Source organism: Mesorhizobium sp. WSM4312, assembly GCF_002294875.1.
Classification (GTDB): domain Bacteria; phylum Pseudomonadota; class Alphaproteobacteria; order Rhizobiales; family Rhizobiaceae; genus Mesorhizobium.
Genome location: NZ_NSFU01000007.1, coordinates 12,799 through 37,418 on the forward strand (window position 1 = coordinate 12,799; position 24,620 = coordinate 37,418).

Annotated in this window: 24 protein-coding genes and 2 pseudogenes; 9 read left to right on the forward strand and 17 right to left on the reverse strand. The window is 64.1% G+C overall.

Annotated features, from left to right (window positions below):
- Positions 1-73: 73 nt before the first annotated feature.
- Positions 74-1,204 (reverse strand): glycosyltransferase family 4 protein, encoded by a 1,131-nt coding sequence (locus CK228_RS12585; RefSeq protein ID WP_095788065.1) that lies wholly within the window; start codon positions 1,202-1,204, stop codon positions 74-76.
- A gap of 10 nt (positions 1,205-1,214) precedes the next feature.
- Positions 1,215-1,778: a polysaccharide biosynthesis/export family protein gene (locus tag CK228_RS12590; RefSeq protein WP_027046744.1), complete on the reverse strand. Its 564-nt coding sequence runs from the start codon at positions 1,776-1,778 to the stop codon at positions 1,215-1,217.
- Positions 1,779-2,034: 256 nt separating this feature from the next.
- On the opposite strand from CK228_RS12590, the gene CK228_RS12595 reads away from it, so the two are divergent.
- Positions 2,035-4,317 carry a Wzz/FepE/Etk N-terminal domain-containing protein gene (locus CK228_RS12595; protein ID WP_095770422.1) on the forward strand — a complete coding sequence of 761 codons (2,283 nt, stop codon included), beginning with the start codon at positions 2,035-2,037 and terminating at the stop codon, positions 4,315-4,317.
- A 28-nt stretch (positions 4,318-4,345) separates the two neighbouring features.
- Here the strand turns inward: CK228_RS12595 and CK228_RS12600 are convergent, their stop codons facing one another.
- The 6 genes from CK228_RS12600 to CK228_RS12625 all read right to left on the reverse strand — a co-directional run bounded on the left by CK228_RS12600 (position 4,346) and on the right by CK228_RS12625 (position 10,167).
- Positions 4,346-5,185 (reverse strand): GNAT family N-acetyltransferase, encoded by an 840-nt coding sequence (locus CK228_RS12600; protein ID WP_095788253.1) that lies wholly within the window; start codon positions 5,183-5,185, stop codon positions 4,346-4,348.
- A gap of 5 nt (positions 5,186-5,190) precedes the next feature.
- On the reverse strand, positions 5,191-5,943 hold the full coding sequence (locus CK228_RS12605; protein WP_095770421.1) for an aspartate/glutamate racemase family protein: 753 nt from the start codon (positions 5,941-5,943) through the stop codon (positions 5,191-5,193).
- Complete coding sequence (locus tag CK228_RS12610; RefSeq protein WP_095770420.1) at positions 5,940-6,758, reverse strand: ABC transporter permease; 819 nt, start codon at positions 6,756-6,758, stop codon at positions 5,940-5,942. The genes CK228_RS12605 and CK228_RS12610 overlap by 4 nt, the downstream gene beginning before the upstream one ends.
- Before the next feature lies 1 nt (position 6,759).
- Positions 6,760-7,671 carry an ABC transporter permease gene (locus CK228_RS12615; protein WP_095788066.1) on the reverse strand — a complete coding sequence of 304 codons (912 nt, stop codon included), beginning with the start codon at positions 7,669-7,671 and terminating at the stop codon, positions 6,760-6,762.
- An 83-nt stretch (positions 7,672-7,754) separates the two neighbouring features.
- Positions 7,755-9,044, reverse strand: a complete 1,290-nt coding sequence (locus tag CK228_RS12620) for a PotD/PotF family extracellular solute-binding protein (RefSeq protein ID WP_095770419.1) — start codon at positions 9,042-9,044, stop codon at positions 7,755-7,757.
- A 34-nt stretch (positions 9,045-9,078) separates the two neighbouring features.
- Complete coding sequence (locus CK228_RS12625) at positions 9,079-10,167, reverse strand: ABC transporter ATP-binding protein (RefSeq protein WP_095770418.1); 1,089 nt, start codon at positions 10,165-10,167, stop codon at positions 9,079-9,081.
- 263 nt (positions 10,168-10,430) lie between these two features.
- Here CK228_RS12625 and CK228_RS12630 point away from each other — a divergent pair, with 263 nt between their 5' ends.
- Positions 10,431-11,141 (forward strand): GntR family transcriptional regulator, encoded by a 711-nt coding sequence (locus CK228_RS12630; RefSeq protein ID WP_095770417.1) that lies wholly within the window; start codon positions 10,431-10,433, stop codon positions 11,139-11,141.
- 3 nt (positions 11,142-11,144) lie between these two features.
- Here the strand turns inward: CK228_RS12630 and CK228_RS12635 are convergent, their stop codons facing one another.
- Positions 11,145-12,374 carry a GNAT family N-acetyltransferase gene (locus CK228_RS12635; protein ID WP_095788067.1) on the reverse strand — a complete coding sequence of 410 codons (1,230 nt, stop codon included), beginning with the start codon at positions 12,372-12,374 and terminating at the stop codon, positions 11,145-11,147.
- Between the two features lie 90 nt (positions 12,375-12,464).
- Between CK228_RS12635 and CK228_RS12640 the strand changes: the two genes are divergently transcribed.
- Entirely contained in the window at positions 12,465-13,523 is a 1,059-nt protein-coding gene (locus CK228_RS12640; protein ID WP_095788068.1) for a polysaccharide deacetylase family protein, read from the forward strand.
- Positions 13,524-13,596: 73 nt separating this feature from the next.
- On the opposite strand, the gene CK228_RS12645 is transcribed toward CK228_RS12640, so the two are convergent.
- Positions 13,597-13,812 carry a DUF2842 domain-containing protein gene (locus CK228_RS12645; protein ID WP_095788069.1) on the reverse strand — a complete coding sequence of 72 codons (216 nt, stop codon included), beginning with the start codon at positions 13,810-13,812 and terminating at the stop codon, positions 13,597-13,599.
- A gap of 152 nt (positions 13,813-13,964) precedes the next feature.
- Here CK228_RS12645 and CK228_RS12650 point away from each other — a divergent pair, with 152 nt between their 5' ends.
- Positions 13,965-15,125 carry a COX15/CtaA family protein gene (locus CK228_RS12650; protein ID WP_245438015.1) on the forward strand — a complete coding sequence of 387 codons (1,161 nt, stop codon included), beginning with the start codon at positions 13,965-13,967 and terminating at the stop codon, positions 15,123-15,125.
- Between the two features lie 19 nt (positions 15,126-15,144).
- Here the strand turns inward: CK228_RS12650 and CK228_RS12655 are convergent, their stop codons facing one another.
- From CK228_RS12655 to speB, 3 genes are read right to left on the reverse strand one after another with little or no spacing between them, the layout of a single operon-like run.
- The gene (locus CK228_RS12655; protein WP_210202890.1) at positions 15,145-15,987 is read right to left on the reverse strand and encodes an aminoglycoside phosphotransferase family protein; all 843 of its coding nucleotides are present in this window, start codon (positions 15,985-15,987) and stop codon (positions 15,145-15,147) included.
- Positions 15,984-16,910 (reverse strand): N-acetyl-gamma-glutamyl-phosphate reductase, encoded by a 927-nt coding sequence (gene argC, locus CK228_RS12660; protein ID WP_095788071.1) that lies wholly within the window; start codon positions 16,908-16,910, stop codon positions 15,984-15,986. The genes CK228_RS12655 and argC overlap by 4 nt, the downstream gene beginning before the upstream one ends.
- Positions 16,911-16,940: 30 nt before the next feature.
- Positions 16,941-17,948, reverse strand: coding sequence for an agmatinase (gene speB, locus CK228_RS12665; protein WP_095770411.1), 1,008 nt, complete (start codon positions 17,946-17,948; stop codon positions 16,941-16,943).
- A gap of 123 nt (positions 17,949-18,071) precedes the next feature.
- Here speB and CK228_RS12670 point away from each other — a divergent pair, with 123 nt between their 5' ends.
- The 4 genes and pseudogenes from CK228_RS12670 to CK228_RS12685 form a co-directional block, all read left to right on the forward strand.
- On the forward strand, positions 18,072-19,280 hold the full coding sequence (locus CK228_RS12670) for an acyltransferase (RefSeq protein ID WP_095788072.1): 1,209 nt from the start codon (positions 18,072-18,074) through the stop codon (positions 19,278-19,280).
- Between the two features lie 96 nt (positions 19,281-19,376).
- On the forward strand, positions 19,377-20,435 hold the full coding sequence (locus tag CK228_RS12675; protein WP_095788073.1) for a glycerophosphodiester phosphodiesterase family protein: 1,059 nt from the start codon (positions 19,377-19,379) through the stop codon (positions 20,433-20,435).
- A pseudogene (locus tag CK228_RS12680) lies at positions 20,435-20,590 on the forward strand (DNA polymerase III subunit chi); the annotation flags it as partial. The gene CK228_RS12675 and the pseudogene CK228_RS12680, both read left to right, overlap by 1 nt.
- Before the next feature lie 12 nt (positions 20,591-20,602).
- A pseudogene (locus tag CK228_RS12685) lies at positions 20,603-20,878 on the forward strand (hypothetical protein); the annotation flags it as partial.
- A gap of 11 nt (positions 20,879-20,889) precedes the next feature.
- On the opposite strand, the gene CK228_RS12690 reads toward CK228_RS12685, so the two are convergent.
- The 4 genes from CK228_RS12690 to CK228_RS12705 all read right to left on the reverse strand — a co-directional run bounded on the left by CK228_RS12690 (position 20,890) and on the right by CK228_RS12705 (position 23,643).
- The gene (locus CK228_RS12690; protein ID WP_245317958.1) at positions 20,890-21,594 is read right to left on the reverse strand and encodes a class I SAM-dependent methyltransferase; all 705 of its coding nucleotides are present in this window, start codon (positions 21,592-21,594) and stop codon (positions 20,890-20,892) included.
- 420 nt (positions 21,595-22,014) lie between these two features.
- The gene (gene rpsI / locus CK228_RS12695; RefSeq protein ID WP_027028580.1) at positions 22,015-22,497 is read right to left on the reverse strand and encodes a 30S ribosomal protein S9; all 483 of its coding nucleotides are present in this window, start codon (positions 22,495-22,497) and stop codon (positions 22,015-22,017) included.
- Position 22,498: 1 nt separating this feature from the next.
- Positions 22,499-22,963, reverse strand: a complete 465-nt coding sequence (gene rplM, locus CK228_RS12700) for a 50S ribosomal protein L13 (protein WP_010915638.1) — start codon at positions 22,961-22,963, stop codon at positions 22,499-22,501.
- A 215-nt stretch (positions 22,964-23,178) separates the two neighbouring features.
- Positions 23,179-23,643, reverse strand: coding sequence for a PaaI family thioesterase (locus CK228_RS12705; protein WP_095788074.1), 465 nt, complete (start codon positions 23,641-23,643; stop codon positions 23,179-23,181).
- Positions 23,644-23,798: 155 nt separating this feature from the next.
- Between CK228_RS12705 and CK228_RS12710 the strand changes: the two genes are divergently transcribed.
- Complete coding sequence (locus CK228_RS12710) at positions 23,799-24,620, forward strand: enoyl-CoA hydratase (protein ID WP_095788075.1); 822 nt, start codon at positions 23,799-23,801, stop codon at positions 24,618-24,620.

Below are 24,620 nucleotides of genomic sequence, written 5' to 3' on the forward strand. Positions count from 1 at the left end.
TTCCCCAGGGTGAATAGCAAAAGAGAGCTAAGAAACCCTTGAAACAACGCGTGGCTTTGGAAAGGGTCAGGCGTTACCTGCCGAGCGCGGCGAAATAGGCCTTCTCGATTTCGGCGGCCATTACGTCGGCGCCAAAGCGCGCCCTGAGGCCGGGGCCATCGGGCATCAGGGCGCCATAGGCGGCAAGGTCGGCCAGCGCCTCGCTCATCTTGCCGGCCAGTTCGGCCGGATCGGGGCGGATCAGGGCAGGGGAGCCGGAACCGAAGATCTCCGGTATGCCGCCGACGGAGGTGGCGATCATCGGTCTTGCCGCGGCAAGTGTTTCCAGCACGATATAGGGCATGGCTTCCGCGCGGGATGGAACGACGACGAGTTCGGCAAGTCCGAAGGCTTCCCTGGCCGGCATTGGCGAAAGGAAGCGGACACGGCCTTGAAGTCCCAGGCGCTTTACCTGCGCGTGGTAGCGCGGCAGGTCGTCGCCGTCGCCGACCATCACCGCGCTCAGCGCGCGGCCAAGCCGCGGGCCGGCGGCGGCCAGGGCGTCGATGAAGATGTCGGGCCCCTTCAGGTCGCGCATCATGCCGATATAGAGTAGATCCGCCGCATCGGGTCCGATGAGTACCGGCTCGAATTCGGTGGCGCGCAGTCCGTTGTAGACCAGCGTGTTAGGGATCGGCGGCTCGCCCACCTTCCTGCGATAGGTTCGCCGCTCGTAGTCCGAGACGAACAGCAGGCAATCGGTGAAGTGCGCCATGGAGCGCTCCAGCGCGAAGAACAGCTTCCCCGTGGCTGTCGTTTCGTCATAGTGGAGAGAGCCGCCATGCGGCGAATAAAGGCGGGCTACGCGAGACCTTGATACCCGCAACAATGAGCCGAACAGACGGGCATAGGCGCCACCCTTGGCGCCGTGTCCATGCAACACGTCCGGCCGCAATTCCTTGATGATCCTGTAGGTGCGCCGGGCCGAGGCGAGATCCCCCGGGCCGACATGGCGCTGCATTGGCGTGCGATGGATGCCGAGCGCCAGCATGTCCTTCATCTGCTCGAACAGGCGCTCCTCGAATTCGCCGCCCGTGGTCGAATCGCAGACGATGCCGACCACATGGCCGGCGGCGACCTGCGCTTCGGTCAGGTCGCGCACATGGCGGAAAATTCCTCCGACCGGTGAACGAAAGCAGTGGACGATCCTGAGCTTGTCCGCCACGTGGTGTCTGTCAGAACAGGCGTTCGCGGACGTAGACGGTATCTCCAGGCAGCAGCGGATCGGATGTCACCACGCGGCCGGTCATCACCTTGCCGTTGATGTCGCGGGTGATGTCGACGCTTTCCTGGTTGGCGCGTGGCGAGAAACCGCCGGCAATGGCGATGGCCTTCTGCACGGTCAAGCCGGGCACATAGGAATACTGACCGGCGGCACCCACTTCGCCCATGACGAAGATCGGCCGGTAGCGATCGATCTCGACCGAGACGTCGGGGTCGCGCAGATAGCCTTGCCGCAATTTGTCGGCGATCTCCTTTTCCATCTGCTGCGCGGTGTGGCCACGCGCCGGAATGGCGCCGACGAGCGGGAAGGAGAGGTAGCCGGACTGGTCGACGCTGTAGGTGTTGGTCAGGCCATCCTGCTCGAACACGGTGACGCGGACACGGTCGCCGGCGCCGAGACGGTAAGGCTGGTCGAGGACCTCGTGGAAGGCAGCCGGCGTCGGGCGGTAGCTGGAGCAGCCGGCAAGCATCGATACGGCAAGCAGAGCGTGAAAGAGAGAAGCAGTGCTTTTCATGACCGGATACGTACCTTCGACTGGCCGCTGCGGCATCGCAGCAAACATCTGGGACCGGGTCCGTTATCATCCTGTTAGGGTTAATGGCCGGTAAAGGAGCCGGCCGATAGCGCTGCACGAAGCAGGGGTTTTGCCATTTTTATCGTTTTTCTTGGGGCGCGGCCAGTATTCCTAATGGAGTATTACCGCGATCTTAACGGCTGAGTTACCATAGTTGTTTACGGTGCATCCCGACCCAGTTTCGGAGTAGGGATGCATGTCCGTTCAGTCCGCGGCCGCAGATGTCGACGTTGACCTCAGGCAGCTCTTCGCCAGCCTGGCGAGGAACTGGCTGCGCATATTGCTCTTCGTTCTGGTGGTGACCGGTCTGGCGTTTGCGTTCGCTTCGTTCGCGACCAAGCATTACAAGGCCCAGACGCAGGTGGAAATCGCCCCGCGCGAATCCGTCTACACCCGTCCGGCCGGCAGCAACAATGATGGCGACAAGCCGATCCTCGACGAACAAGGCGTCGCCACCCAGGTCCAGATCATTTCGTCCAACGAAATCCTCAAGCAGGTGGCGCAGAAACTCGGTCTGGCGCGGCTGCGTGAGTTCGACGAAACGATCAACATGTCGGCGGTCAGCCGCGTGCTGATCCTGCTTGGGCTGAAGAACGACCCGATGGATGTTCCGGCCGACGAACGCGTGTTGAAGAAGATGCGCGAGAAGCTCAACGTCTTCGGCGTTGAAAAGACCCGCATCATCGCCATCGAGTTCTCCTCGGAGGATCCCAAGCTCGCCGCCGCCATCCCAGATGCCATTGCCGCTGCCTATATTGCGGGGCAGGGCGCGGCCAAGAGCGAATCGAACACTGCCGCGGCTGATTTTCTGGCGCCCGAGATCGCCGACCTGTCGAAGCAGGTCAGGGATGCCGAGGCCAAGGTCGCAGCCTACCGCGCGCAGTCCGACCTGCTGATGGGCGGCAACAATGCCACCCTGGCAACCCAGCAGCTGGCCGAACTGTCGACCGAATTGTCGCGGGTGCGGGCCAACCGCGCCGCGGCCGAAGGCACCGCCGACAGCGTGCGCAAGGCGCTGCAGAATGGCGGCTCGCTGGATTCGCTGCCGGAAGTGCTGTCGTCCGACCTGATCCAGCGTTTGCGGGAGCGTCAGGCCGAGCTGCGCGCCACCATCGCCGATCTGTCGACGACGATGCTCGACAACCACCCGCGCGTTCGCGCCGCAAAGTCACAGCTCGCCGATCTCGACGCGCAGATCCGCAGCGAAGCCCAGAAGATCATGAAGGGCCTGGTGATGCAGGCCGACGCCGCCAAGGCGCGCGAAAGCCAGCTCGTCTCCGACGTCAACCAACTGAAGGCGGCTTCGGCGCAGGCCGGCGAACAGCAGGTCGATCTCGACGCGCTGCAGCGCGACGCCGCCGCCAAGCGCCAGCAGCTCGAGCTCTATCTGACCAATTACCGCGAGGCAGCTTCGCGTCAGGACCGCAATTATGTGCCGGTCGACGCCCGCATCGCCTCACCGGCTTCGGTGCCCTCCGAGCCATACTTCCCCAAAATTGGGCCGATCGTTGGGGCAGCTGCGGCGGCTTCGCTTCTGCTGGCGGCCATATTCACGCTGTTGCGCGAACTCTTCTCGGGCCGCGCCATGCGCCCGGCTCCAGGCACCCGTTTTGCGCCGATCGACGAAGTGGCTATGCCGGCAACGGCGCGCCAGCAGCCGGACGCCCCTGAGCCATCTGCCCGCCTGGAGCCGGCTGTCGCCGGCGGGTTCGCCAATCCTGGCGCCGAGGCGCAATGGTCCGAGGCGGCTGCGGACCCGGAGATAGTGGCGCAACCGCGGCCCTTTGCCGAGCCCGAGCCTGCCGTCAAGGCCGAGCCTGTCGCCGAAGTCGAATCGGTCACCGAGCCGGAGCCGGTTGTAGAGGTCCAGCGGCCGCGCTCGGTGCTGGGTGAAATCGACATCGAGAAGGCGGCGGAAAAGCTGATCGCCAGCGGGGCCGCCCGCGCCATATTCGTTTCGCCCGAAGGCGACGAGGCAGCCGCATCGGCGATCCTGGTGGCGCGCGAGGTGTCCGACGCCGGCCTGCGCGTCCTGCTGCTCGACCTCACCGCCTCGGGTGCCGCCTCGCGGCCGATGCTGGACAGCGGGCTTTTCCCCGGCATCACTGACCTGCTCGCCTCGCAGGCGCAGTTCAGCGACGTCATCCATGCCGATCTCTATTCGGACTGCCACGTTATCCCGGTCGGCACCGCCGATCCGGTCCGCGCCATGCGCGCCGCCGACCGGCTGCCGATCATCATGCAGTCACTGACCACCGCCTATGATCTGGTGGTGGTCGAATGCGGGCCGGCCGACGCGCAAGGCATCAGCCGTCTCGGGGCCGATGCCACAGAGGTGTTCCTGTCCATGCTCGAACCGGACGACGAGGTCACCAAGGCCGCGGTCAATCTGATCGAGAGCGGTTACCCCGACCTGACGCTGGTGACGCCGATTGGCCACGAGCCGCCGGGCACTCCGGGACGGCGCTCCGCGGCCTGAAAAAACCGCGTTCAGCGGCGCGCGCCACCTATCCCAGCTCCAGCGTCGTCACGCCGAATACCCTCTTGGCATCGAGCTTCGGCGGCGCGCCCTTGTACATGCGGGTGGTGCTGAAGGTCGGTGTGAAGCCCGCCGCCTCGAGCGCCGCGATGAAATCCACCTGGGTGGCCGGCACGTCGATGTTCAATTCGCCACCCTTGCACGCGCCCGCCAGCTCCCCGAGCAATTCAAGCGCGGTCTGCTCGTCGTCGGCGAAAAGTGGGCCGATCTTGAAGCCGCTGCGGCAGGCTCGCGCCACCGCATAGCCAGCCGTTCCCCGCGACGTGATCGCCGTTACGGCATGATGATGTGGCGGTTGCAGCCATCGCTGCAGGAAGGACCGCCGGGGCGCGGGAAAGCAAAGGGCATCATAGGCGATGATGTCGGGCGTCGGTTGCGCACTCGCCATGCTAGGCCGCTCGGCGCGGACGGGCAGGGCCGCGGGTCGTCCGCTGTAGCGGATGGTCTCGTAGACCGGCTCGAACCCCTTGCTGCGGTAGTTGGCCTGCTGCTCCTCGACGCCATCGAGGCCGATGGTGCGCCCGGCCAGCCTGTCCATGCCCGCGGTCCACACCGCCTTGCCGTGGCCGTTGCCGCGCATGTCCGGGCGGCAGATGTAAAGGCCGATGAAACCGAAATCCTGTCCATAGGCCACCGCCGAGATCGCGGCGACCATTTCATCCCTGACAAAGGCACCGATGAAACCCTCCGGGTCCGCCGCCTGGAACATCGCCGCGTCTTCCAGGCCGGGATTCCAGCCCTCCGCAGCCGCCCAGTCGATGAGGTCGGTCAATTCCCCCAGCGACAGCGTGCGGACGGTTCGATTCATGGTGCTCACTCCGCGGCGACAGCTCCGGGCGAGAACGATTTCAGCATACCGCGATAGGGCTTGGCCAGCGGGCTGGCATAGGCGCCGCGCTTCGATGTCGAAAGGCCGAGCGCAATGAGCGCTTCGGCCTGCTTGATCGCGGCGCCGACACCGTCGATGACAGGCAGTCCGAAATCCGCCTGCAACTGGTGCGCAAGGTCCGCCATGCCGGCGCAGCCAAGCACGATCGCCTCGGCACGATCCTGCTCCACGGCCCGGGCGATCTCGTCGCGCAGCTTGCCAACTGCTCCCGATGCCGGATCCTCGAGCGCCAGCACCGAAATGTCGGCGGCGCGCACACGCGCCCGTCCGGCCATGCCGTAGCGTTGCACCAGCCCCTCCACCGGCACGCGCGAGCGTTCGGTGGTGGTTACGACGGTGAAGCGCTGGGCGATGAAGGAGGCCATGCTGAGTGCCGCCTCGCAGATGCCGATGACGGGAATGGCGGCCATGGCCCGCGCGGCGTCGAGGCCGGTGTCGTCGAAACAGGCGATGATCGCCGCCTGCACGCCGCGGCGTTCGCCGGCGGCGATCTCCATCAAAAGACCCGGCACGGCCATCGCCTCGTCATAATAGCCTTCGATCGAGGCTGGCCCCGTGGACGAGGTGACGGCGACGACTTCAGTCCGGACGCCAGCGACGCCGCGCGCGGCGGCCGCGATGGTCTCGGTCATGCTCGCCGTCGTGTTGGGGTTCACTACCAGGATCTGCACGGTCATGCTCTCGCCCGGCGGCGGCCGACATAGAGGATGGCGCCCAGCGTCGCCAGGATCACCAGGAAGGAGAACACGGTGGTCACCGTGCCCAACGCGTAGAGCACCGGCGTCGTGACATTGGTGGTCATGCCATAGATCTCGAGCGGCAGCGTGTTGAAGGTTCCCGATGTCATCAGCGTGCGGGCGAACTCATCGTAAGAGAGCGTGAAGCCGAACAGGCCGACGCCGATCAGGCTCGGCGCGATCATCGGCAGCACGACATGGACGAAGGTCTGCCAGGAGGTGGCGCCGAGATCGCGCGCGGCCTCCTCATAGGCCGGCGAGAAGCGGTTGAAGACGGCGAACATGATGAGCACGCCGAACGGCAAGGTCCAGGTCAGCTGCGCGCCGAAGGCCGAGGTATACCAGGCTGGGCGCAAGCCGACCTGCTGGAAGACGACGCCGATGCCCAGCGAGATGATGATGGAGGGCACGACGAGACTGGCGACCGCCAAATAGAACAGGGCGGTGGCACCGCGAAACTTGCGGCGGAAGGCAAGGCCCGCCAGCAGCGACACGATGACGGTGACGACCATCACCATCAGCCCCAGCACCAGCGAGCGCTTGAAGCTGCCGCCGAAATCGCCGACCGACTGGCGCTCGAACAGATTGGCGAACCAGTGCAGCGACACGCCGTTGAGCGGGAAGGTGAGGCCCCCGGTCTCGCCCTGGAACGACAGGATCAGGATCGCCGACAGCGGGCCGTAGAGGAACAGCACGAACAGCGCGAAGAAGGCCGCCAGCACATAAAATTCGAGGGTGCGTTTTTCGTGGCTCACGTCAAAGCTCCCGGCGGATATCGACGATGCGCAGGATGCCGGCGACCATCAAGAGCACCAGCACCAAAAGCACCACGGCGTTGGCAGCGGCGGCCGGATATTGCAGCAGCGACATCTGGTTCTTCATCATCAGCGCCACGGACGCGCTCTGGCCGCCCGACATCACCTGCACGGTGGAGAAATCGGCCATCACCAGCGTGACGACGAAGATGGTGCCGATCGCCATGCCGGGCTTGGCCAGAGGAATGATGACGTTCCAGAGCACCTGCCAGCCGGAGGCGCCGGCGTCGCGGGCGGCCTCGACCAGTGAGCGGTCGATGCGCATCAGCGTATTGAAGATCGGCGTCACCATGAACAGCGTGTAGAGGTGCACCATGGCGAGCACGACCGCGAATTCGGAATAGAGCAGCCATTCGATGGGTTTTGGCACCAGGCCCATATGCACCAGCGTCGAGTTGATCAGCCCATTGCGGCCGAGCACCGGGATCCACGAGATCATGCGGATGATGTTGGAGGTCAGGAACGGCACGGTGCAGACCAGGAACAGCACCATCTGCATGGCGGTGGTGCGAATGTGGAAGGCGAGGAAATAGGCGACCCAGAAGCCGATGAACAAGGTCAGCGCCCAGACGATGGCCGCGAATTTGATGGTGTTGAGATAGGTCTTCCAGGTGACCCAGGAGCCCAGCACGTCGGAATAGTTGGTTGTCAGGAAATCCGGATACATGGCGGCGAAGTCGTAATCCCAGAAGGACACGACGACGATCATGATGATGGGCAAAAGCAGGAACGCGCCGAGGATCAGCGCCAGCGGAGCCGACTGCAGATAGGGCGTGACGGCGCCGAGCGAAAAGCGACGGCGACGCCTGAGGGGACTGGCGGCTATGGTGGGACGTTCGAGGGCGACTGTCATCTAGGCTCTCGGTGCGGGTGCTGTCCGGGCGGAGCTGCCTTCCCCTTCTCCAGCAGGAGAAGGGGAAGAGGAGAGGCGCAGCCTTACGCCGCGATGAACTCGTTCCAGCGCTTCACCATGTAGCGGTCCTCGTCCATCACCGAGTTCCAGCAGGCGACCTTGCCCATGCGCTCTTCGAAGGAGCCGCCATCGCGCACGGCGCCGGCCTTTTCCATGACGGTGCCGTCGGGCGCCTTGATCTCGCCCTTGGCCGGCTTGCCCTCGATCCAGTAGCCCCACTCGTCCTCGGTCATGAACTTCTTGGCCGAGACCATGTTGGCCGAGTAGTAACCCTGGCGGTTGAGGTAGCCACCGACCCAGCCCGACGTGTACCAGTTGATGTATTCATAAGCGGCGTCGAGTTCGGCGCCCTTGAGGTGGGCGGCAAGGCCGAGACCGCCGCCCCATGAGCGGTAGCCTTCCTTGAGTGGCTGGAAGCGGCAGGCGATGCCCTTGGAGCGCACGGCGGCCACTGCGGGCGACCACATGGACTGGATGACGACTTCGCCCGACGCCATCAGGTTGACGCTCTCGTCGAAGGACTTCCAGAAGGCGCGGAACTGGCCGCCCTGCTTGGCCTTGATCAGGAAGTCGATCGTCTTGTCGATCTCGTCCTTGGTCATATTGCCCTTGTCGGCATATTTGATGTTGCCGCTGGCTTCCATGATCATGGCGGCATCCATGATGCCGATGGACGGGATGTTGAGGATGGCGGTCTTGCCCTTGAAGGCCGGGTCCATGATGTCGGCCCAGCTGGTGATGTCGCGGCCGACGAGGTCGGGACGGATGCCCAGCGTGTCGGCGTTGTAGATGGTCGGCACCATGGTGAACCAGTTGGTCGGCGCCTTGGCGAAGGTCTTGGAGTCCTGCGCCTCGACATAACCCACCGTGTGCGGCGCGGTGCCCTGCGCGATCACGCTGTCGGGGGTGAGCTTGCCGGTTTTGAACAGCGGCACCAGCTCGTCGTAATATTTCAGCTTGCTGACATCCATCGGCTGCAGCACGCCGGTGGGGAACACCTTCTTGCAGATCCAGTATTCGATATCGGCGATGTCGTAGCTGTCGGGCTGGGTCACGGCGCGCTGGGCGGCGGCGTCGGAATCGGTCGCCGTCATCTCCAGTGTGATGCCGAGGTCGGCCTTGCACTTGTCGGCGATGGCGTTGAGGTTCGACACGCCGGTGCCGAACTGCCGCAGCGTGATGTTGGACTGCGCCCAGATGGTCGGGAAGCCAGTAATGACGCCCGATCCGGCGGCGAGGCCGACGGCGGCCGCACCCGTCTTGAGCAGCGAGCGGCGCGAGATGCCAGTCTTGGGTTGCATTGTGTCTGTCATGTCTATTCCCCTGTCTTGTTTTGCTTGGTTGATGTCATGAATGAAGGCGGCCGAGGACGATCGCATCCTCGGCATCCCAGGCGAGCGGTACGGCGTCGCCAATGGCGACGGGTCTGGCGAAGAACTCGGAATCGTCGATGATGACGGTGAAATCGTCGATGCCGGCACCGGTGGCGGAGAGCTTCACGGTGGCGCCGCGATATTCGATGTTGGCGACGATGCCGGTGAAGCCGAGCCCGGGCGCGGGTGCCGCGCCGATGCGCACATGGTCGGTGCGGATGGCGATGTCGATCGAGGCGCCCGCCTGCTGCGGCTTGCCGCTGGCGGCGAGCGTGCCGCCACCATTGACGTCGAAGACGACCATGCCGTCTCGGCTGCCGGTGACCCGGCCGGAGATGACGTTGTGGTCGCCCATGAAGCGCGCGACGAAGGCCGTGGCCGGCCGCTCGAACACGTCGCGCGGCGGCGCCGCCTGTTCGATACGGCCGTCATTCATCACCACGATCAGGTCGGCAAGCGCCATCGCCTCCTCCTGGCTGTGGGTGACGTGCACGAAGGTGATGCCGAGCGACGTCTGCAATCTCTTCAGCTCGGCGCGCATGCGGATCTTCAGGAACGGATCGAGCGCCGAAAGCGGCTCGTCGAGCAGCAGTGCTTCCGGATCGGTGATCAGGGCGCGGGCGAGCGCGACGCGCTGCTGCTGGCCGCCGGAAAGCTGCGCCGGGCGGCGCGTCGCATAGGCCTCCATCTGCATCAGCTTCAGCATGTCGAGCGCCTTGGCGCGGCGCTTTTCCTTGTCGACGCGCTTCATCTTCAAGCTGAAGGCGACATTGTCGATGAGGTCGAGATGCGGAAACAGCGCATAGGACTGGAACATCATCGCCGTGCCGCGCTTGGCCGGCGGCAGGTCGGTAACGACGGCGTTGCCGAGCCTGATATCGCCGGACGAGATGCTTTCGTGGCCGGCGATCATGCGCAGCGTCGAGGTCTTGCCGCAGCCGGAGGGGCCGAGCAGGCAGCAATAGGTGCCCGCCGGTATCTTCAGGCTGATATCCTCGACGGCGGTCGTCGTTCCATAGACTTTCGAAACGGACACGATGTCGATCTCGGCGGCTTTGGACATTCAGGCTTCCCCGTTTGGTCGCATTAACCAATGCATCATGCGTGCCAATATCGGGGTGACTGGCCAAGCATTTGAATTGTCTGGAAAATCAGGCCTGCCTGCGGTTGCCTATCTGGCGGGCTGTCTTGTGCATTGCACAAATTATGGGCTATTGTGCGCGATCTGCACAAAAATCGTATGCAATCTTTTCCGGCTTTGTGTTCACTTTGCCTCTCGTGCGCAGACGGCGAGTCGCGTTAGAAGGGTGCGGGAACATCATCGCCATGAATATTGCCGATCACATCTATTCCACCGACAGCGCCAATCAGGATCGCGCACAGGCGATCCGCGACAATCTGCGCGACGCCATCGTCGACCGCCGGCTGGCGCCGGGCACCAAGCTGTCCGAGGGCGAGGTTGGCACGCTGTTCGATGTGTCGCGCACCGTGGCGCGCGCGGCCCTGCAGATGTTGTCCTTCGAAGGCCTGGTGCGCACGGAGCGCAACCGCGGCGCGTTCGTCGCCAACCCCTCGCCCGAGGAGGCGCGCCAGGTGTTCGCCTCGCGCCGGCTGATCGAGCCCGGCATTGCCGTTGCCGCCTGCGGGCGCGTCACCGCCGCCGACATCGCGGCCTTCAGGGCGCAACTCGACGAGGAGGGCCGCTTCATTGCCGAACGCGGTCCGACCGCGCGGCGCTCCGAGATCAAGGCGTCCGGCGATTTCCATCTGCTGCTTGCTTCGGTCGCCGGCAACGGCATCCTGCAGCGCTTCATGGAGGAACTGGTCGCGCGCTCCTCGCTTGTCATCGCGCTTTACGGGCGGTCTGGCGTGTCAGCCTGCGGGCACAGCGAGCACACGGAAATTGTCGGAGCGCTGGAGAGCAGCGATTGCGAACGGGCCAGCCAGCTGATGCTGCATCACATCGACCATATCGAGGCCGATCTCGATCTGCGCGTCAGGGCGGGTCCGGCGCTCCGCGAGGCTCTCAATTTCTGACGGCTAGTTTTCGTCGTCCGTGGCGGCTTGCGCTGCCTGTCCGGCTGCCTTGCGGCGCAGCATCTTGGTCAGTTTCCAGATCGTCGGGCTGTTCTTGACGAAAGCCTTCAACCGCGCGCCCTGGCGAAGCGTCTGCGCCAGCGCGCGGCCCTTCAGCGTCAGTGGGACCAGCACCTCGAAATGCCTGGTTTCGACATCGCACCACTGCCGCTTGTAGGGTTCGTCGCCGACGGAGAAATCATAGACGGCGAAACCCGTCTCGCAGGCTTCCTGGATGTTGTCGAAGAACAGGAAATCGCCGGGACTGCTGTGCGAGAGATCGTCCTCGGCGATCGCGCCGAACTCGCAGATCAGGCGCTTGCCGCAGCGGCTCGATCCAGTGATGGCGCGCAGCTTGCCGGCAACCTCCAAGCCATGCAGCACGAACGAGGGCGTGTCCTCGGCCAGGGCCTGCGTGAACAGCGCCCGGAAGAAGGCGCGCGTCTGGTCGCCGCCGAAGACATTGGCAATGCCCATCCTGCGAAAGCGGAGCTCCTTCATCCCGAAGAAGGCGTCGAGCAATCGCTCCACCTCGTCGGGGCTGCGCGCCTCGATGCGCCGATGGCTGCCGACGGCGTCGAATTTGCGCATCTGCGACCGATGTTTCTTGCGTTTGCGCTTGCCGCTAGCGCGCAGCAGCAGCGCCTCGAAGCCCCCGCCAAGGTCGATGGCCAGCGAAAGATTGGGGCTGGCGAAATGATCGAGCGATGCGAGCGGATTGGCGATGCCATCGAGATCGGGCAGCAATCGTTCCAGCGCGATGAGATCGATGTCGGGCCGAGCCTTGGCGATGGCCCGAAACACTGATCCGACGGCCGCGCTCTCCGCCCTGGCCAGCCATTGCGGGTCAGCGGCCGCGAAATTGCCATTGGCATGGCGGCCACCCATGAAACGGGCGACCCGGAACGGCCCCTGGCTGACAACTTCCAGCGCCAGCGCGAAGACCGGCTTGCCTCCGAGAGTGAGCGTCGCCACCAACAGATCGGGCTCGAACTGCGCGGCCCAGTTCAGGATCCATGTCGCGCCCTGTGTCGGCGCATAAATCGCCGAGCGGCAGAACCCTGCATAGGCCGCGAGCCCATCGGCTGCTGCAACGGAGACCGATGGCCCGGCGGCGTCCTTCGGCAGGGCGCGTGGCGAAGCCTCGGTCGCCGCGAGCCGATTGCCGTCAAATGACGCCATTGCGTCAACCATACCTCAATCCTTAAGGCGTATTGATCCCGATTTGGGGCGCGCTCAGGCGTATTCCGTGCTTGGATCAGCCTAGGCGCAAAAGGTGAATGAATGATCGACGGTGGGGAGGCAATCCGGAAGCTGGCGCTCAACGTCGCCCGTTATACCGGCCTCGCACCGCTGGCCAGGCCGTTTGTCGGCGGCATCGGCGCCATCCTGATGCTGCACCGCGTGACGGCGACACCGGAAAAGCCCGACAGCGTCAACCGGCACCTCAACATCGCGCCCAGTTTCCTCGACGCCGTGATCGCCGACATGAAGGCGGACGGCTATGTTTTCGTCTCGATGGACGAGGCCGTGGAGCGCATCAAGGCAGGCGGCAAGGGCGGCCGGTTCGCCACCATCACCGCCGACGATGCCTATCGCGACAACATGACCGAGGCCCTGCCGGTGCTGGAGAAGCACGGCGCGCCGGTGACCATCTATGTGGCGCCAGGGCTGATCGACGGCACCGCCGATCTGTGGTGGGATGTGGCCGAGGATATCGTCAACGCGTCCGACCGCCTGACTTTGTCGACCTCGAATGGTCCGGCGGTGATCGATTGCGCGACCTCGGCCCGGAAAAGCCAGGCCATAACCCGGTTGCACGCCTACCTCGCCACCGAGGTTCGCGAGGAAGATCTGCGCACCGTGCTGCGCGATCTCGCCAGATCAAATGGCGTCGACGCGGATGCCTCGCGCCTGCGGACGCTGATGAACTGGGATGAGATCCGCACCGTCGCCGCGCATCCGCTGGTCACGATCGGCGCCCATACGATCAATCACAGCAATCTGAAGCGGCTCTCCGAGGCCGATGCGCGGCGCGAGATCGACGCCGTGAAGGACATGTTGCGAGCAGAGCTTGGCAGCGAACCACTCCATTTCGCCTATCCCTATGGCTATGCAAGCGCGGTCGGCTGCCGAGAAGTCGGCTTTGCCCGCGACGCCGGCTATGTCTCCGCCGTGACGACCCGCCATGGCGTGCTGCGCGCCGAACATGCCGGCTTCCTGCATGCCTTGCCGCGCATTTCGATCAATGGCCGCTACCAGAACCTCGCCCATATCCGCACCATGCTGTCGGGCGTGACGACGCCGCTCGCCAATGCCGGCAAGATGGTCGTCACCATCTGACCGGGGGGGTGCCGTCAATCCGCCGTGCGCGTTGATCCAGCCGTCTATGCCTCTGCAACCGGGCCAGCCCGTTTCAGCGCTTCGCCCGCGGTTCCAGCATCAACCACTTGATGATGCCCATCGCCGGCAGCACCCAGAGCAGGCCGCTGAACAGGAAGAACAGGAAGTGCACCAGCGCGCCCGATTCCGACAGACGGGCGACGGCAACGATCGATGCGACCAGGGCATAGATGATGACCAGTGCCACCAGCAGGAACATTCCGATCAGCTTTTTCAGGCGAATGGGCATGGCTCGGCCTCGTTGATCGCTACCGCTTAGGCCGAACGCCGGACAGGCGCAACCCGCGACATCGGGCGCGACGGCGTGCCGCGCTGCATGGTCTTGCCAGCACGAATGCGATGGTTCACCAATCCGCCACCTCAACCGGACGGGACAAGATCATGGCTGCCGTATCAGCCGCCGCGCCATACGTCGCCCGCGACCGCGACCTGCACAACCGCGCGCTTGTGCGTGGCTGGCTTTATGTCGTGCTTCTGGTGCTGTTTGCCCTGGTGGTGGTCGGCGGCGCCACGCGGCTTACGGAGTCCGGCCTGTCGATCACCGAATGGCAACCGATCCACGGTATCATCCCGCCGCTCAACGACGCCGAGTGGCAGGAGGAATTCCAGCGCTACCAGCAGATCCCGCAATACACCGAGCTCAACAAGGGCATGAGCATCGAGGCGTTCAAGTCGATCTTCTGGTGGGAGTGGGCGCACCGTCTCTTGGCGCGCAGCGTCGGCTTGGTTTTCGCCTTGCCGCTGCTGGTCTTCTGGGGGAGCCGCCGTATCGAGCGCGGCCTGGGGCCAAAGTTGGTCGGCATTCTGCTTCTCGGCGGCCTGCAGGGCGCTATCGGCTGGTGGATGGTGGCCTCAGGCCTGGTCGACCGTGTGTCCGTGAGCCAGTATCGGCTGGCGACGCACCTGACGCTGGCGGCGCTGATCTTCACCGCCACCATGGTCGTCGCGCGTGGGCTGGCGCCGCATTCGGAGCCCGCCGCCGATCGCTCGACGCAGCGCCTGGCCGGCTTCATCGTGTTCCTGGCGCTGGTCCAGATCTACCTCGGCGGCCTGGTCGCCGGGCTCGAAGCCGGCCTGAGCTACAACACCTGGCCGCTGATGGACGGCAAGATCATCCCGGGTGATTTGCTGATCCTCGAGCCGGCATGGCGCAACTTCTTCGAAAGTCCGAAGACGGTGCAGTTCGTCCACCGGCTCGGCGCCTATACGGTCTTCGCCGTCGCGCTCTGGCACATGATCGCCACGCGTCGTCGGCTGCCCGGCTCGACCCATGCCCGCCGCGCGACGCTGTTGTTTGTGCTGGTGCTGGTGCAGGCCTCGATCGGCGTCGGTACGCTGCTGATGCAGGTGCCGCTGCATATGGCACTGACCCATCAAGCTTTTGCACTGATCGTGCTGGGCTTTGCCGCCGCGCATTGGCGCGGCACCAAGGGCGCCTATCCACTGCCGACACGGCCACCGATGAAACGCAGATACATTCTCTTTGGTCTCTTGGCAGCTGCAATAGTCTACTTTGCAGTCGAACTGCCTCGCTACGTCTAACGCTATGTGACTGCGGCGCTCAGAAGGTGAGCCGCACTGCCCGGAGCGCCTCGGCGATCGACAGTTCGCGGTTCTCCTCGACCGCATTGTCGTCCTCGCGGTGCCACGCGGCCGACAGGCAACCATAGGCGATGGCGTGGTCGAGGATGGCTGGCGGTGCCTGGCCCAGTGTCCTGGCAAAGACTTCGGCCATATGCGCGATCCGCTCCGGATCGAGGCAAAGATCGTCCCGGTCGAGCGGGTTGTAGAACATGTTGGCGGCGTCGAAGCCGGGATCGCCGAGCACACCTTTCGGATCGATCACCAGCCAGCCGCGCGGCCCGTGCAGGATGTTGTCGTGGTGGAGATCGCCATGCAAGGGCCTGATATCGTGCGGATTATCCAGCAGCCGTCCGGCGGTCGACGCAGCCTCGACATAGATGCTGGCATGACCCGCGTCTTTGTCGGTTGCGGCTTTCCTGAACAGGCTGGCGTACCTCTCCCTGAGCGGCTGCAACTCGGGCGGGTAAGGGTGTTGCGATGGTGAAAACAGTTTCGTCATCACCTCGGCCGCGATCGCGGTCGCGGCATTGTCGCCCTGTTCATCGAGAACCCGCGTAAGCAGGGTGTCGCCGCCATATTCGAGCAATATGCGGTGGCCGTCGCGGCCAAGCAGGCGCACCGCGCCTTCGCCGCGCCGCCAGGCGAGGAAATGCTCGCCGCGCAGCTCGTCGGCGACATCGTCGAAAGGCTTGAGCGCCTTGACGACGGCCGGCGAGCCGTCGTCGCGAACAACCTTCCAGATACGGCTCGAAAAGGTTTCGGCAATGAGGTCCGGCGCGCTGACTTTCCAGCGCGCCGGAAAGGCTGGTGCGTCCATCAAAGGCCGAGCATCAGGTCCATGTTCTGGACGGCTGCACCCGAGGCACCCTTGCCGAGATTGTCATAGACCGCCAGCAGCAGCGCCTGCGCGCGTTTGTCGTTGGCAAAGACGTAGACCTTCATGCGGTTGGTGCCGTTGTATATCTCGGGATCGATCTCCGGCATGCGCTCCAGATGTGCATAGGGCGCCACCTCGACCACGCCGCCCTTGATGGCGGCGAAATGGTCGGCAATGGCGGCATGAAGCTCCGCGCCTGTCGGCACATGCTCGAGGCCGCCGAGCTGCAGCGGCACCACGGTGATCATGCCTTGGGCGAAATTGCCGACCGCCGGCTGCATGATCGGGTCATGCGACAGTTTTGCATAGGCCCGCAGTTCCGGCACATGCTTGTGCTGCAGCGTCAGGCCATAGGGCAGGAACTCCGAGGCGTCCTCGCCCTTGGCGACATAGTCCTCGATCATCGGGCGTCCGCCGCCCGAATAGCCGGAAATGCCGTTGACGGTGATGGGGAAATCCGCCGGCAGCAGGCCTGATGTGACCAGTGGCCTCAGCGTGGCGATCGGTCCCTGCGGCCAGCAGCCGGGATTGGCGACGCGCTTGGCCGTGGCGATGGTTTTCGCCTGATCCTTGTCCATCTCAGCGAAGCCATAGGCCCAGCCTTCGGCGACACGATGCGCGGTCGACGCATCGATGACCTTGGTGGTGTCGTTGGCGATCAGCGAGACGCTCTCCTTCGCCGCATCGTCCGGCAGGCACAGGATCGCGATATCGGCGGCATTGAGGAATTCGGCGCGCGCCGCCGTTTCCTTGCGGCGCTCGGTGGGGATTGAAATGATCTCCAGGTCGCCTCGCTCGGCAAGCAGCGCCCGGATCTGGAGGCCGGTGGTACCGTGCTCGCCGTCGATGAAGATTTTCGGTTTCATGACCTGATCAAATTCCCTGATATTCCGAGACTATATGCCGTTACCGTGATTCACCGCGGCACCGTTGTGATTGCCGTTGTTCATCTCATCCTGCCGTGCCTTTCGTTCGGCCAGCAAGCCGAGATACTGCATGGCCACCATCGAGCCGGCGATCGCCGTTATATCGGCGTGATCGTAGGCCGGCGCAACCTCCACGACATCGGCGCCGACAATATCGACCTGGTTGAGCTGGCGCAGCGTCGATAGGATCTTCGCCGAGGACGGTCCGCCGGCCACCGGCGTGCCGGTTCCGGGCGCATAGGCCGGGTCGAGGCAGTCAATGTCGAAGGTGAGGTAGGTCTTCTTGCCGCCGGTGCGGTCGACGATGGCGTAGGCGATGTCGGAGGCGCGCATCTCCTCGATTTCGTGGCCGTAGAGGATCTTGATGCCGAACGTATCAGGGGCGTGGGTGCGGATGCCGATCTGGATCGAACGGTCCGGATCGATGATGCCTTCCTTGACCGCACGGCCGACAAAGGATCCGTGGTCGATGCGTTTGCCGTCATCCTCCCAGGTATCCTGATGCGCGTCGAACTGCACCAGGGCAAGCGGTCCGTGGATGGCGGCATGTGCCTTGAGGAGCGGCCAGGTGACGAAATGGTCGCCGCCCAGCGTCAAAAGAAAGGCGCCTGATTTCAGGATCTTCGCCGCTTCGCGCTCGATCGTGCCCGGCGTTTTCTGGTGGTTGCCGGAGTCGAGCAGGCAGTCGCCGTAATCGACGACCGCGAGATGTTCGAACAGATCGCGCGAAAATGGATATTGCGGGTCATTGTCGAGGATCGCCGATGCGCGGCGAATCGCCTGCGGCCCGAAACGGGCGCCGGGCCGGTTGGTGACGGCGGCGTCGAAGGGAATGCCCCATACCACTGCGTCCGCGCCCTTCACGTCCTTGGTGTATTTGCGCCGCATGAACGACAGCGCGCCGGAATAGGTCGGCTCAAGGGCGCCACCCGTTTTGGAGCGGGCGGTGAAGGCATGGTCGATGTTCTTGGTCGCCATTACTGGTCCTCGTTTTCATCGGGGTGCAACAACTACAGAACCGGCATGGAAGATGCCAGTCACGGCTTGGGGAGACGAAACGGCGCCGCCCGGGTGCCACGGCAAGACAGGATTTGTATCATCATGACGCAGGCCGCGTTTCTTAATCCGTCCGATGCCGTGGTGTCGACCCATGCCGGTACGATAGCCGGCGAGCGCTTCCAGGTTCTCGATTCGTGGCGCGGCATCTGCGCGCTGCTTGTGGTGCTGTTTCATTTCCCGACCGCTTCCGCGATCTCGCAGAGCGCCTTCATCGGTTCGTCCTATCTTTTCGTCGATTTCTTCTTCGTCCTTTCCGGCTTTGTCATCGCCGGCAGCTATGCCGATCGGCTGGGCCAGCCGGCAGAGGTCGCCCGGTTCGCGCTGGTGCGGTTCGGCCGCATCTATCCGCTGCATCTCATCATGCTCGCCGCCTTTGCGGGCTTCGAATTGCTGCGCCTGATGCTGCCGCAACTGCATGGCACCGGCGCTGCCCCCTTCACCGGCGGTTTCGATTTGAAGAGCCTGCTTGCCAATCTGCTCCTGCTGCAAGGGATGGGCTTCGAGGATCACCTGACCTGGAATGCGCCAAGCTGGAGCATTTCGGCGGAGTTCTTCGCCTACCTGCTGTTCGCCGGCGTGGTCTTCATCGCCGGCGCGCGTGCCTGGATATGGCTTGTCGCCGCCGCCATCACCGCGCCGCTTTTTCTGCTTGGCTTCTCCATACATCATATGGATGTATCCTACGATTTCGGCTTCATCCGCTGCCTCTACGGCTTCTCGCTCGGGGCCCTGCTGGCCTGGTTTCAGCATGATTCCATTGCAGGGGCGCGACAGCTCCTCGCCAGAAGCGGCCCGCGGCTGAGCTGGGCCCTTGCCGAAATCGTCATGGTGGCGGTCATCGTGCTTTTCGTCTCACTGGCGGGCAGCAATGATTTCGGCATCGCGGCACCCCTGGTGTTCGCGCTGGCGCTGTTTCTCTTTGCCCATGAGGGCGGCTGGATTTCCGCCTTGCTGCGGGCGCCGTTCATGCTGACGCTCGGCGCGCTGTCCTATTCCATCTACATGGTCCACATCTTCGTGCAGGCGCGCCTGATCAACGTTGCCGGGCTCGTCGAGCACAAGCTTGGCCTCGGCCTCGTCGGCGACATCGTGCTGCGCGGGTCGCCGGCGACGGGCTTCGGCACCGGCTGGGCCGGAACGGTGGCAATCGTCGTCATGCTCGTCGCCACCATCGCCGCATCGTGGATCACTTGGCGCTTCATCGAAATTCCGGCGATGACAAGGTTCCGCCGGCTCTCGAAACGCATCTGACGCCACCTTTCCTGAGAATCTGCTAGCCGGCTTCGTTCACCCAGATGTCACGGGCATCGCCTATCCCGGCTTCGATCCGGCAAGGAGCGATTCTGGATGCGAACCATCTGTCTGAGTCTTCTGCTTTCCGCGGCACTTGCGGCTTCCTCTGGTCAGGCGTTGGCCAGCGAAACCCGCGCCAGGCAGATTCTCGACCGCTTCGAGCATGCCAACCAGTGGCGCGACCATGTCATGGTGGCCGCCCATCGTGCAGGCAGCATGCAGGCCGGCAAGACGCTCTATGCGGAAAATTCGCTCGCCGCCGTCGAAGGCTCGATCGCCATGGGCGCCGAGATTGTCGAGGTCGACATCAGGCGCTCGAAGGACGGTGAGTTCGTCGTCATGCATGACAGCTGGCTCGAGCGCACCACGACCTGCAGGGGCGAGGTGGCGAAATACACGCTTGCCGAACTGAAGACCTGCCGCTTGGTGATCGAGGGCACCCGCGCCGTCACCGACGAGAGGGTTTCGACGCTGCGCGAGATGCTGCTGGCGACCCGAGACAGGATCCTCATCAATCTCGACAACAAGCTCGAAGTCAGTGACCTCCCGGGCATGATCGTGGTGGCGCGCGATCTCGGCATGGCCGACCAGGTCATCGTCAAGGAGAATCTCTGGAACCAGACCAGGATTGCCACGGTGAAGGCGGCCATGGCCGCGATCGGCGGCGGCATCCAGTTCATGCCGATCATCGCCGATGACGCGGTCCATGACGCCGGTTTCGCCGGGACGGTCGACCACGCCTTCTCGCCGCGCGCGATCGAGCTGATCAACTGGCGGGCCGGCGCCGAGACGCTGACCGAAACCGGTGGACCGCTGTTCAGCACCCGCATGCGCGCGGCCGCGGTGCGGGGCAACTGGCACATCTGGGCCGACACCTATGCCATCGTCAACAAGCCGGGTGGCTTCCTCGCTGGCGGCCGTGGCGACGAATTGGCGGTCCAGGCCAGCCTGCCGCGCGAAGCCTGGGGCTTCTGGGCCGATCGTGGCGCCACCATCATCCAGACCGACGAACCGAAAGCGGCCATCGCCTGGCTGGCGGCGAACGGCTATCGCGTGCCTTATGCCGGGACGGGCGAACGCCTCGAGCCTGCCGCGACCGCCAGCATCAATTGAGCCAGAGCTACGAGCGCATGGTGCTGCTGTTCAACGGCGACGATCCGGACGCACTTGCCTTGGCCCGCAGCACCTGGACGGATTGCAAGACGCGCGGATTTGAGGTCACCTATTGGCAGGCCGACGAACGGGGCCGGTGGCAGCGGCGGAATTAGCGGTCGTTTACATCGACGACGGCGCCCGCGGCCATGGGCGGCACGGTCGGGCTCGGCCACACCGAATGCGACGTGGTGCGCGGCATCGGCGCGCCCTCGAACGTCAATCTCTCCTGTGACGGTGCCGGCCGGCGCGTCGCTGTGGTCACCTGGACGACCGGCCGGCGTGCGGGCATCTACACGTTCACGTCCGGCCGCCTGTCCTCGATCTAGGGCACGCTGGAAGCGCCGGTCGCATCGAAGCCGGCAAGCCGAAGGCGAAGAAGGAAGAAGAAAGCGGCGACGTAAGGCGCCGCGCATTAAGCGGCCTTTCGCCCCTTGATCGCCGTCGACCAGGCGTGAACCGTGATCGCTCCCGTGGCGCTTGCCGGCAGTCTGTCCTTTAGTCGGCGTTTCAGCTCCGCGCTCTCCGCATCCGACAGCTTCCCGACGATTCCGCTCGGGCTGCTCACGACCATGGATAGCCAATAATCGTCGAAGTCAGCGAAGGCGCGTTCGACGACAAGCTCGCGCGTCTCGACATCGCGGATGCCGAGCTCCGCCCAAAGCGCCTTCAGCGCCGCGAAACGCGAGACCTCCGCGCTCGGCGGACGTGCGGCCGGTTTGCCCATCGCGTCCATCTCCTCCCACAAATGCTGCGTAGGGGTGCCGCCGCGCATGACGTCCCAGGTGTAGGACGCGACAATGCCGCCGGGCTTGGTGACGCGGAGCATTTCCGAGGCGCCCTTGCGCGGGTCGGGGACGAAGAACAGCACCAGCGCCATCACAGCGACGTCGAAGCGGTTGGCGTCGTAGGGAAGGGCCATCGCATCGCCAATCAACAGCTCGACCTGCTTTGCCGAGATTTTTTGCCGAGCGGTCGCAATCTGCGCGTCGGAGGGATCGATCGCGCAAACGGACGAAGGGGCGGACTTCGCTAGAATGAGCTCAGTGAACGCGCCGTTGCCGGCACCGACATCAACCCAGGCCCGTCCGGAGCCCGGCGCCAGCCAGTCGAGGAACAAAGCCCCGGCGGATCGGCTCCAGGGAGCCATGAAGCGCTCGTAAGCCGCGCCGTCGGTGAATTTGATCGGTTCGGGTGACATCTGCGACCTTCCCTAAGAACTACCTATCCAAATATCCTTTGGACCGAAAAGGCCGGTCCCGTTTCGTAGCATGGTGCCGCGCCGCGCGCGACGGGCCTCAGCAAATTTGCCGAGCCTGACATTTTCCGGATGTGCAACACCTGTTCGGCTCCGCCTTTGGGGTTGGGCACGATCCAGGGCATGCAGATTGCCTTCCTCGCCTCGGCGCTTGCGGTGGCCGGCGCGGCGCTCTGCGCCTTCCTGTTCATCCGTGACGCGGATCATTCCGCAGGATAGGGATTCGCAAATGCAAAAAGGCCGCCCGGAGGCGGCCTTTTCGATTGTCCAACTGCGGAGCGCTTAGCGCTTCGAGAACTGGAAGCTGCGGCGGGCCTTCGCCTTGCCGTACTTCTTGCGCTCGACGACGCGGCTGTCGCGGGTCAGGAAGCCGCCCTTCTTGAGCACGGCGCGCAGCGCCGGCTCGTAGTAGGTCAGCGCCTTGGAGATGCCGTGACGCACCGCACCGGCCTGGCCGGAGAGGCCGCCGCCGACGACGGTGGCGACGATGTCGTACTGGCCCGAACGGTTGGAAGCGATGATCGGCTGGTTGAGGATCATCTGCAGGACCGGACGCGCGAAATAGGTCGCGAATTCCTTGTCGTTGACGACGATCTTGCCGGAACCCGGCTTCACCCAGACGCGCGCAATGGCGTTCTTGCGCTTGCCGGTGGCATAGGCGCGGCCCGACTTGTCGAGCTTCTGGACGTGGACGGGGGCTGCCGGCTGGGTATTGGTGTTGCCCGTGGCGGCGCCCAGTTCTGCGAGCGAGGAAAGCTCAGCCATCTTATGCGACCTTCTTGTTCTTGGAATTCAGCTTGGCCACGTCGAGGACTTCTGGCTGCTGGGCAACATGCGGATGCTCGGCGCCTGCATAGACGCGCAGGTTCTTCATCTGGCGACGGCCGAGCGGGCCACGCGGGACCATGCGCTCAACGGCCTTCTCGACGACACGCTCGGGGAAACGGCCCTCGAGCAGCTGGCGCGCGGTGCGCTCCTTGATGCCGCCGGGGTGGCCGGTGTGCCAGTAATAGACCTTGTCGGTGAACTTCTTGCCGGTGAACACCACCTTGTCGGCATTGATGACGATGACATTGTCGCCGTCGTCGACATGCGGGGTGAAGGTCGGCTTGTGCTTGCCGCGAAGATGATTGGCGATGACAGTGGCGAGACGGCCGACGACGAGACCCTCGGCGTCGATCAGGATCCACTTCTTCACCACATCCGCAGGCTTCTGCGAAAAGGTTGTCATGTTTTCTGCTCTCGGTTTTGACCTTCAAAGAGAAGGCGTTTCTTGTTGCTTGGATTGGCGATGAGGCGCTTGCCCGCCGCCAATAACAAAACGGCGGCCTTTGCGGGCCGCTGCTTCGTGACGGCTTATAGGTGAGGGGGAATTGCGCGTCAAGTCGATCAAAAAGCCATCTAGCGAAGAAACAGCAGTAAAAACAATGGCATAGTAAAAAGGTATTATTTTACCACATCGCCGGTGCGCTTCGGCGGGATCGAATAGGTGCCCGTGGCGTGCGCGATTGTTTGTCCCTCCGGGCCGGCGACGATGTCGATGTCGAACACCATCAGGTTCTTTCCGAGCTTTAGGATCCGGCAATGGCCATCGATCGGCCCGGCCTCGGCCTTGCGCACGAAGTTGATGTCGAGGTTGACCGTAACCGACAGCGCATCCGGCCCGGCATGGGAAAGCACGCAGACATAGCCGCCAATGTCGGCCAGCGTGAACAGCGACGGACCGGATACCGTGCCGCCGGGACGCAAATGCCGCTCGCCGGCATTGAGCCGTACGGTGCAGCCGCCTGGGAAAACGTCGATCGCCTCATAATATTTGAACTGGTCGTTGAGCTGAGGATAGACGGTTTCCATCAGCACATTGACTTGAGCTGCGGTCAGCACCGGCTTGAGATTGGTCTGGGCAGGCATGTCGGTCTCTCGCTTTTACGCCAAGCCTGTATGAGCGCGGCAAGGCATTGCTGGCAACACCTTCGGCCTTCTGGCGTAAGCGATGGGTGTTGGACGAAGGCCAATCCGATATTAGATAGTCCACAAGCCCGACCGGAATCGTGGAGACCTTAGCCATGGCCGAAATCCTTGCCATCAAGCCTGTCGCTGTCGAGGGGCCGGTCACGAACAGGCTGGACAAGGGCGTGCTGCGCCTCACGCTCGCCAATCCGCCAGCCAACGCTTTGTCGCTCGCGGTGATGGCGGCGCTGACGGCCGAACTCGACCGCGCCAAGGCCGACAAGGCGGTTCGTGTCATCATCCTGTCGGCGGCCGGAAAAGTGTTCTGCGCCGGCCATGATCTCAAGGAAATGACGGCGCGCCGCGCCGATGCCGATCGCGGCAAGGCTTTCTTCGAAGAGACATTCGCCGCTTGCGCCCAACTGATGCAGGCGATCGTGCGCCATCCCGTGCCGGTCATTGCCGAAGTCGACGGCCTGGCGACCGCCGCCGGCCTGCAGCTTGTCGCCAGCTGCGACCTGGCGATCGCCTCGCATGAGGCGACCTTCTGCACGCCGGGCGTCAATATCGGCCTGTTCTGCTCGACGCCGATGGTGGCTCTGTCGCGCAACGTCTCGCGCAAGCAGGCGATGGAGATGCTGTTGACGGGCGAGACGATCGACGCGGCAACCGCCAAGGAATTCGGCCTGGTCAACCGTGTCGTGCCGCGCGAATACCTGAATCAGATCGTCAGCAAATACGCGCAAACCATTGCTTCCAAATCATCTTTGGTGGTCAAGACCGGCAAGGAGGCCTTTTACGCGCAGGCCGAAATGGGCCTGGCGGACGCCTATGCCTATACCGGCCGCGTCATGGTCGAGAACATGCTGGCGCGCGACGCGGAAGAAGGCATCGGCGCCTTCATCGGCAAGCGCAAGCCGGAATGGACGGACGAGTAG

Coding starts and splice junctions, on each gene's coding strand:
- CK228_RS12630 (WP_095770417.1), top strand. CDS start 10,431: ATGAATATTGCCGATCACATCTATTCCACCGACAGCGCCAATCAGGAT.
- argC (WP_095788071.1), bottom strand. CDS start 16,910: ATGAAACCGAAAATCTTCATCGACGGCGAGCACGGTACCACCGGCCTC.
- CK228_RS12645 (WP_095788069.1), bottom strand. CDS start 13,812: ATGCCCATTCGCCTGAAAAAGCTGATCGGAATGTTCCTGCTGGTGGCA.
- CK228_RS12590 (WP_027046744.1), bottom strand. CDS start 1,778: ATGAAAAGCACTGCTTCTCTCTTTCACGCTCTGCTTGCCGTATCGATG.
- CK228_RS12605 (WP_095770421.1), bottom strand. CDS start 5,943: ATGACCGTGCAGATCCTGGTAGTGAACCCCAACACGACGGCGAGCATG.
- CK228_RS12705 (WP_095788074.1), bottom strand. CDS start 23,643: ATGCCTGCCCAGACCAATCTCAAGCCGGTGCTGACCGCAGCTCAAGTC.
- CK228_RS12675 (WP_095788073.1), top strand. CDS start 19,377: ATGCGAACCATCTGTCTGAGTCTTCTGCTTTCCGCGGCACTTGCGGCT.
- CK228_RS12650 (WP_245438015.1), top strand. CDS start 13,965: ATGGCTGCCGTATCAGCCGCCGCGCCATACGTCGCCCGCGACCGCGAC.
- CK228_RS12615 (WP_095788066.1), bottom strand. CDS start 7,671: ATGACAGTCGCCCTCGAACGTCCCACCATAGCCGCCAGTCCCCTCAGG.
- CK228_RS12640 (WP_095788068.1), top strand. CDS start 12,465: ATGATCGACGGTGGGGAGGCAATCCGGAAGCTGGCGCTCAACGTCGCC.
- rplM (WP_010915638.1), bottom strand. CDS start 22,963: ATGACAACCTTTTCGCAGAAGCCTGCGGATGTGGTGAAGAAGTGGATC.
- CK228_RS12670 (WP_095788072.1), top strand. CDS start 18,072: ATGACGCAGGCCGCGTTTCTTAATCCGTCCGATGCCGTGGTGTCGACC.
- CK228_RS12625 (WP_095770418.1), bottom strand. CDS start 10,167: ATGTCCAAAGCCGCCGAGATCGACATCGTGTCCGTTTCGAAAGTCTAT.
- CK228_RS12620 (WP_095770419.1), bottom strand. CDS start 9,044: ATGACAGACACAATGCAACCCAAGACTGGCATCTCGCGCCGCTCGCTG.
- rpsI (WP_027028580.1), bottom strand. CDS start 22,497: ATGGCTGAGCTTTCCTCGCTCGCAGAACTGGGCGCCGCCACGGGCAAC.
- CK228_RS12635 (WP_095788067.1), bottom strand. CDS start 12,374: ATGGTTGACGCAATGGCGTCATTTGACGGCAATCGGCTCGCGGCGACC.
- CK228_RS12710 (WP_095788075.1), top strand. CDS start 23,799: ATGGCCGAAATCCTTGCCATCAAGCCTGTCGCTGTCGAGGGGCCGGTC.
- speB (WP_095770411.1), bottom strand. CDS start 17,948: ATGGCGACCAAGAACATCGACCATGCCTTCACCGCCCGCTCCAAAACG.
- CK228_RS12600 (WP_095788253.1), bottom strand. CDS start 5,185: ATGAATCGAACCGTCCGCACGCTGTCGCTGGGGGAATTGACCGACCTC.
- CK228_RS12595 (WP_095770422.1), top strand. CDS start 2,035: ATGTCCGTTCAGTCCGCGGCCGCAGATGTCGACGTTGACCTCAGGCAG.